The following is a 1,226-nucleotide window of genomic DNA, read 5'->3' on the forward strand; positions in this document are numbered from 1 at the left end:
TCCTTGATCAGTGCCGGGAACGTCTCGAAGGGCTGATGCGCCGACAGCATGTCGTTGTAGGAGGTGATGATACCGAGGTTCGGCACCTTGTCGGCACCCAGCGCCACTTTCTCCGAGGGGCTGCACACGGCAAAGCCATGGGCAAGATTGCCGCAGGACAGCACCGCCCGGTTGGCGGTCTGGTTCGATGCGCTGGCGATGCGGCCGAGATAGCGCTCGCGGCCCGGCTTGGAGCGTTGGCGGATGCGCTCCGTGATGGCTTCGATATCGCGTCTGGCGGTCATGGCGTTCGGTCCTTTCAAGCGAGGTCCCGGAAACTTCCTCCCGCCGTTTGCCGGGACCAGATAAGTCTAGAGTTAGGGTGCCCAGAAAACCTCTACAGGCCTGGGGGCGGCGTCGAGCACGGCGCGGATCGGCTTTCGCGGACCGGGTGCCACCGCGCCGTCGAAGGCCGTGCGTTTGTCCTCGCCCTCTATGTGCAGCGCCAGGAAGCCGGCATCGACGATGCGCGCCAGCGACAGGGTCAGCCGCGGCTCGCCGGCGCTTGCCGCATGAACCGGCAGCACGATCCTGTGCGAGGACGGGTCGAGCAATTTCGCCAGATCGTCGGCGTCGGGAAAGAATGAGGCGGTATGGCCGTCAGGTCCCATGCCGAGCACGGCGACGTCGAGCGGCCAGGGCAGGGACTGGAGCGCCGCATTGTCCGATGCCGCGGCATCCTCGATGCTGACGGCTTCGTGATAGAGCGGCACGAACCGTGCCGCCGCAGCCGCGTTCTGCAACAGATTGGCGGCCACCAGTCCGGCATTGGAACGCGGCGAGGAGGCCGGCACGAAGCGCTCGTCGATCAGCGTCACCGTTACCTTGTCCCAGGCGATCGGTATTCCCGACAGGGCAGCAAAGAATTTTGCCGGCGTCGTGCCGCCGGAAACGGCCAGTAACGCCGTGCCGCGCGCCGCGATTGCCTTTGCCAGCCGGTCGGCGACGCGGCCGGCCAGCGCAGCCGCCAGTTCCGCGCGGTCGGAAAAGCCATTCCAGTTGTAGCTGGCGCTGTTCAATTGCTCTCGTGCCATGTCCGCCCGTCACGTTCGATCAGCGCTATCGAGGCCGAAGGTCCCCAGGTGCCCGCCGTATAGCCCTGCGCCTCCTGCCTGGCGCTTTCCCAGGCGTTCTGGATCGGGTCGATCCTCCTCCACGCGGCCTCGACCTCGTCGCGGCGCATGAAC

At 66.3% G+C, this 1,226-nt stretch carries 1 protein-coding gene and 2 pseudogenes; all 3 read right to left on the reverse strand.

Features of this window, described 5'->3' with window-relative positions:
* Positions 1–284: pseudogene (locus tag FJ980_RS32650) on the reverse strand (phosphogluconate dehydratase); the annotation flags it as partial.
* A gap of 72 nt (positions 285–356) precedes the next feature.
* Positions 357–1,073: a 6-phosphogluconolactonase gene (gene pgl / locus FJ980_RS32655; RefSeq protein ID WP_140501094.1), complete on the reverse strand. Its 717-nt coding sequence runs from the start codon at positions 1,071–1,073 to the stop codon at positions 357–359.
* A pseudogene (locus FJ980_RS32660) lies at positions 1,055–1,226 on the reverse strand (glucose-6-phosphate dehydrogenase); the annotation flags it as partial. The gene pgl and the pseudogene FJ980_RS32660, both read right to left, overlap by 19 nt.

Origin of the sequence: Mesorhizobium sp. B1-1-5 (assembly GCF_006443065.1) — a bacterium.
Taxonomy (GTDB): Bacteria; Pseudomonadota; Alphaproteobacteria; order Rhizobiales; family Rhizobiaceae; genus Mesorhizobium.